The sequence below is a fragment of the Arcicella sp. genome, assembly GCF_964672035.1.
The window spans coordinates 1-5,520 of the sequence record NZ_CBABQS010000138.1 but is presented as its reverse complement, the minus strand read 5'-3'; the positions used below and the strand labels follow the sequence as shown (position 1 = coordinate 5,520).

Genomic DNA, 5,520 nt, shown 5'->3' with positions numbered 1-5,520 from the left:
CCATTGATGCAGCCAAAACTTTAAAATCCTTTATTTTAGGGAGTGGTTCATCGGCATTCCCAATATTGGGGTCAAGCAGGATATTTGCATTGAATTTTTTAAAATTTGTTTCCTCACCATAGCTTCCTGATGCTATACCAACAAATTGACCTTGCTCCAGTTCTGAAATCTTTGAGCCAGGGATTACGTTTTGTAGTTCCTGTGATACTTGCACTGAGGTATCATTTTGAGAGAAAGTAACTGTTTCTTTTTCTTGGTTAGTTCTACCAAATCTTTCACTTAATTTATTAGCTGTTTCATAAACCAGTTGCCCACAAAAAATATTTCCTTGAATGCCTAATATTACATCCGCTTCCTCTTTACCATAATCTCTATACAACTGAGAAAAATCTTGAATACCTAACCAAGTCGCCACTCGATTACTGCGAGCCGTTGCAATCAGTAAATCTAATCCCTTGATAAGCATGGTTGGTAATTCATCAAAAAATAACGCTGAATGTCGTTTTCCTTTTTTATTAATTAACTTAATTAATCGTGAAGTATAAAGGGAAAGTATCGTTCCGTAAATAGCAATACGCTCAGGGCTATTTCCACAGCAAAGTATTTTAGGAGCAAGCGGATTATTTATATCCAAAGTAAATTCATCACCCGTCATTACCCAATAAACAGTGGGAGATGAGAGCTTTGAAATCGCAATCTGAGCCGAACCAATCTGACCAGCTAACTGGTCTCCGGCTCCTGATTCTACCGCCACCATAAAAGGTCTAACCATAATTTCTAAGTCAGGATACTTACTAAATACCATTAAGGCTGCATTAATATTTTTATAAGCTGCTAATTCGATCACGTGAGGAAATGTACAAACATTAGAAAACCGTCTGTATAATTCTGATTTTTGAGCATCTGGATTCGTCTTTGCTAATTCTTCTATTAATTTCTTCTCGTATTTAATGGCTACTGTTCTCAAATACCAAATAATAATCGAAGTATAATTGATGGCAGACTCAGGGAAAAAGCTACCCTGCTCTTTCGCCCATGTGCGATTGAGATTGAGCATAATAGTAGAAGCACTTTCGTTTGCATCTAACACTTCTTTCAAAAAATCCTTGTGTAGTGGATTACAGCGATGGGAATATTCCACATCATCAAAGTTAATCACATAAAACTCTGGAAATCTAAATTCACCCTGTTCATCTTTCCAAATTTGAGAATTCTCTTTAATGGATTTAATATAAGCATTGTAGGCTTGTTTTGTCAAATCCGGGTACTTAAAATCATACACGTAAGTGGCATATCCTTTCCAAATTGATTGCCATATAGCAGGTTCCAAAATAGTGACAGATTTACCAGACCCTGGGTTTCCAAGAACCAGTGTAGAACGAAAGGGATTGACCACATTGATATAGCCAACACGCCACTTTCTTCGATAGAAATATTTACTTTGAAAATGAATGCTATACTTGTTTACAAAACCTTTTAATTGCTCATTTTGTGGAAATGTTTCATTTTCATCATTGAAAATGTCTGTGACTTTGAATGAAAAAAAACGAGCTGCATATTGACTGGCTTTATTGATGTACAAAAGAAAAAAAGTGGACATCAAAATATAAATACTATGAATAACAATGTAAATGGTTTTGTCTTTTACCGTTAGATAAAGTATTCCAATAGACATCAAATATCCGAAAAAACCAATTGTACCAATTCTTACAATATCCTCCTTTTTAATATTAGGAGATATAACACCCTTAGAACCAATCCCGTGAAGAACCATTAAAAAAATAATTACTATTTTATTCACAAAAGGGTTGGCAAATATTCCTAAACTTTTATTGAACATATTTATAGTAAAATTAATCCCCTGCTCAAATTTTGGAACTGTTGTAAGAAGTTCTTTAAATAGTAAGTGGTCGTAATAATAATGATGGGCAATGTGGAGTACCACACAAAGCAAAAGTATTAATTGTACACCTATTTCATAGCCTTCTTTTTCGTGGTTTGTCATTTTTTTAATAGATATATTTATTAAATATTTATATTTGTATAAAATATAAATATTTAATTTACGAAGTTACAACAAAAAGCAAATGAACATGAAAAAAGCATTTATAATTTTTACATTTTCTATCTTAATTAAGATGGGAGCTACGGCACAACAAACAGATGGAAAACCACTTGGAATAATTCCTGACAGTTTTAAATCTTCTTGGAGAGGAACATTTATTCCAGTTACCTTAAATAAGGAGAAGAAAACTCAAAATTTGAATGATATATCAGCCAGTATAAAGAATTTGGATGAACAACCTTTTGAAAATGACTTGGAGGAAGTAAAAAGATTAAAGGATACCTTAGAAAAAGAAAAAGGGGTATTTGCACCTTCGGGGATTGTTAAATCAAGGATTTCAAGCGTTAAGAATAAGATTTATACCGTTAGAAAAATGAAAGTAGTTAAAAGATGGACTAAATCAAAGAAGAAGAAAAGACCATGTAATTGTCCTTAGCATAAAAAAAACTGTTCGCTTGAACAGTTTTTTTTATGAATAAATACAAATGTCATTACGAATCAACGCCATTTAGGTCTATTTCTTATAAGCCACTCCCGAAATGCTTACGGTATTTGTGGGTGTTGGTGCAAAATTTTCCGACTGAATAAACACGTGGGTTGCTCCTTTGGATGCAGCATCTTTTTTGAGTTTTTCAATCGCCTCAATTCTCAGTTTTTCTTGCTTGCCAAAAACCTTAGAAGCACTCGCTGAAATATCCCCAACTATTTTTAGATTTTTTACTTCTTCGTAAACAGTCGTAACAATAATGTCTTTATTTGACGTTTGCGTTGAATTACTGCCTGTTTGTGAAACTGATGGTGTGGCTGGTGCAGTTGCAACAGTAGCCCTACTGACAGGAATGGCAGTTTTTGCGACTACTCCTTGCGTTGGATTTAGTATCATTTCTTTTACGATTGAATCGGAAACCTTAGCGGCTTTAAGCTTAATTAAATCATTGGATTCCACATCAAATTTATGTACCGTTTTGCTAATTTTTTCTTTCAAAATCGTAGTTGAAACGTTTGAATCAGATAATTTTATTACATCATCATTCGTCATAGTTTCGATTGGCGGAGATGCTACAAACATCAGCTTTACGACTTTATCCGAAATCTTTCCTGCTCTCAGGTCAATTAAACCTTGGGCAGTTAAATCAAATTGGCATTTTGTTGAACCGATTTTGGCTAAAATAATATCCTGTGATATTTTTGAAGCCTGTAGATTGATAATTTCCTTATTGCTTAGAGCATCTTGGGCAAAAGTGGTTGAATTAAAAGAAATTAAAAATAATATTGCGTATTTTAAGCTAAATTTCATACAAATATTGGATTAATTGTTTAGAAAATGTGAATTTATTATAGCATTTGTTGCTGTTGTACTTTTGGTTTTGTAACTATTTCTTGTTTCTCTTTAACAACAGGTTTGACGAAGCTACCAACCCCAGCTTTTTCCATTTTAGTGGCCATCTCCTTTTGTTGCTTCTCTGCTTGGATTCTGCTCGCTTCCATTTGAATCATTACCTTACTGACATCCAACTTTTCAATTGGCTTAGGCTTTTTGGAATAATCTGAATGCTCCAATGGTTTTCCCTTACGATTAGCTAAAAGTTCATTAAAATCCTTCTCATATTTGAGAGCATCCACTCGATAAATAGGTTGCATTTGTTGTTCGTTAATTAAGTCTTTTACCCCATTAATTGTTTTTCGTAAAAACTCTTTATCGTTGGGTAGTGATAAATCTATTTTACTTACAACCCCATTTCCTTCCAAATTTAACAACACCTGTGACCTTTCAATTTTACCAATTTTATCATTATTCAACTCCGTTTTTTCTTCCGCTAAATCCTTTCTATCAATTTCACCATTAATTGTTTTCATCAATTTTTCAATCTTATGATTGATTGCTTTTTCAGCTTCTTTTTGATTACGATAGGGGTGTCCTTCTCCAAAGGGAGCATTAATTTCTAATTCTAAACGGTTGGTATATTTTTTGGATAGATTTCGTTTATCTTCGGGCAATGATTTCTCTAAATCTTTTGTGTCTTTAACGGCTGTTACGTCCAAAGGAATTTGAGCTTTCACGTTTACATTCACATCATACCTTTCATCAAACCTTGGGTGTTTGATATTAAGGTGATTAATTCCAAAACGATAACCAGGAGGATCATTGTCAGGATTAATCACCAATTGAGCCTGTGGATTATAACTTAATACGTTTTTAATATGCTCAGATTGGGGATTCGTAGGCTGTCCAGAAGTAGCCAAATACATCCTTTTGACATCATTAGATGGCACTAATTGGTGATAAGAAATAGCATCCAAAGCGTCTTCAAAGATGTGAATTTGATTCGCTTCTACCAATTTCAAATTAGGCATTTGTTCCTTTGAAACGGATAAAATTTCATTTTTACCCACCATTTGAACATCCTGATTATTTCCCGTATTTCGAGAAACATTGACTAATGTACCTTGTGGAATAATGATTTCGCCCTTTTCATTTCGAATATCTTTTTGACTTTCAAAATAAAGATTAGATTTCCATAAACCACCTGTTCGAGTAGCATCCGAAAACCATTTTTCATTAATAGGTTTTAAAACCGTAGGATTTTCTTTATCAGGTTTGAAACCTGTACGTCTTTGAAGGATAGAAATAATTTGACGATTTTGATTACTAATCGGAAAAGTAACATAGTCTTTCTTACTATTCGGATTATCCTTAAACGCTCTTGTTCCTGCAATAATCTGATTATGGAAAATAGACTCCTTAATGATTTTCTCACTAACATCCCTGTTTTCAAGAATCTTAATTGCGGTCTTATCAAGTGGTTTAAGGGTATGTTCTTCAATCAAATTCACCTCTCTCAACCTTGCTACTACTTTATCGTTTAAATCGTCCAATTTGATAGTACGCATGGGTTTAGTGACTCTATGGTTTTCCGATTTGAATAAAAAATTGGTATCTCCCATTAAGGAATTAACCTTCTCATTCTTAGCCCTCAAATTTCCGCCTTCCATAAAGTCAATTAGCTGAACGACATCAAAGAGTTCTCCACGATATGAATTTGACCTACGAGAAGATAATGCTCCCGTTAAATCAAACCCAAATTTTACACTAACTCCTCCTTTTTGACCATTCAAAACAGCCAACTTTGCATCTTCATTTTGCCATACTCTCCACTGTTTAGAGGTCTTATCAGCTCGTTCAGAGAACCCGTAGTTTTCCAAAACAGATTCAAAATCTAATTTATCAATCGCTTTATTATAATCGGCAAAAGGTGTTTTATCAAGATTTAGTTGATTACCAAATCCTTGTTTTTCGAGCGTGTATTGTAAAAGAATTTGATCATTTTGTGAGTATTGACCGTATTTTACAGCAATACGAGCATTTTTGGAAAGACCTTCGGCATTTAATTGTTTGTGTTTTAGCTTGCCATTTAAAACAATTTTATCATTGTCAAGGCTTTGGAATGCAGGTG

At 33.8% G+C, this 5,520-nt stretch carries 4 protein-coding genes; 1 reads left to right on the top strand and 3 read right to left on the bottom strand.

Going from position 1 to position 5,520, the window contains the following annotated elements:
- Nucleotides 1–2,005 (bottom strand): type IV secretory system conjugative DNA transfer family protein (locus AC1W31_RS20185; RefSeq protein ID WP_481736304.1); only part of this gene is annotated, 2,005 nt, incomplete at its 3' end.
- An 88-nt stretch (nt 2,006–2,093) separates the two neighbouring features.
- Between AC1W31_RS20185 and AC1W31_RS20180 the strand changes: the two genes are divergently transcribed.
- Nucleotides 2,094–2,501, top strand: coding sequence for a hypothetical protein (locus AC1W31_RS20180; RefSeq protein WP_481736303.1), 408 nt, complete (start codon nt 2,094–2,096; stop codon nt 2,499–2,501).
- Between the two features lie 78 nt (nt 2,502–2,579).
- Here AC1W31_RS20180 and AC1W31_RS20175 read toward each other — a convergent pair whose 3' ends face one another.
- Nucleotides 2,580–3,362, bottom strand: a complete 783-nt coding sequence (locus tag AC1W31_RS20175; RefSeq protein WP_481736302.1) for a hypothetical protein — start codon at nt 3,360–3,362, stop codon at nt 2,580–2,582.
- Nucleotides 3,363–3,400: 38 nt separating this feature from the next.
- The coding region (locus AC1W31_RS20170) for a toprim domain-containing protein (RefSeq protein ID WP_481736301.1) at nt 3,401–5,520 on the bottom strand (2,120 nt) is incomplete at its 5' end.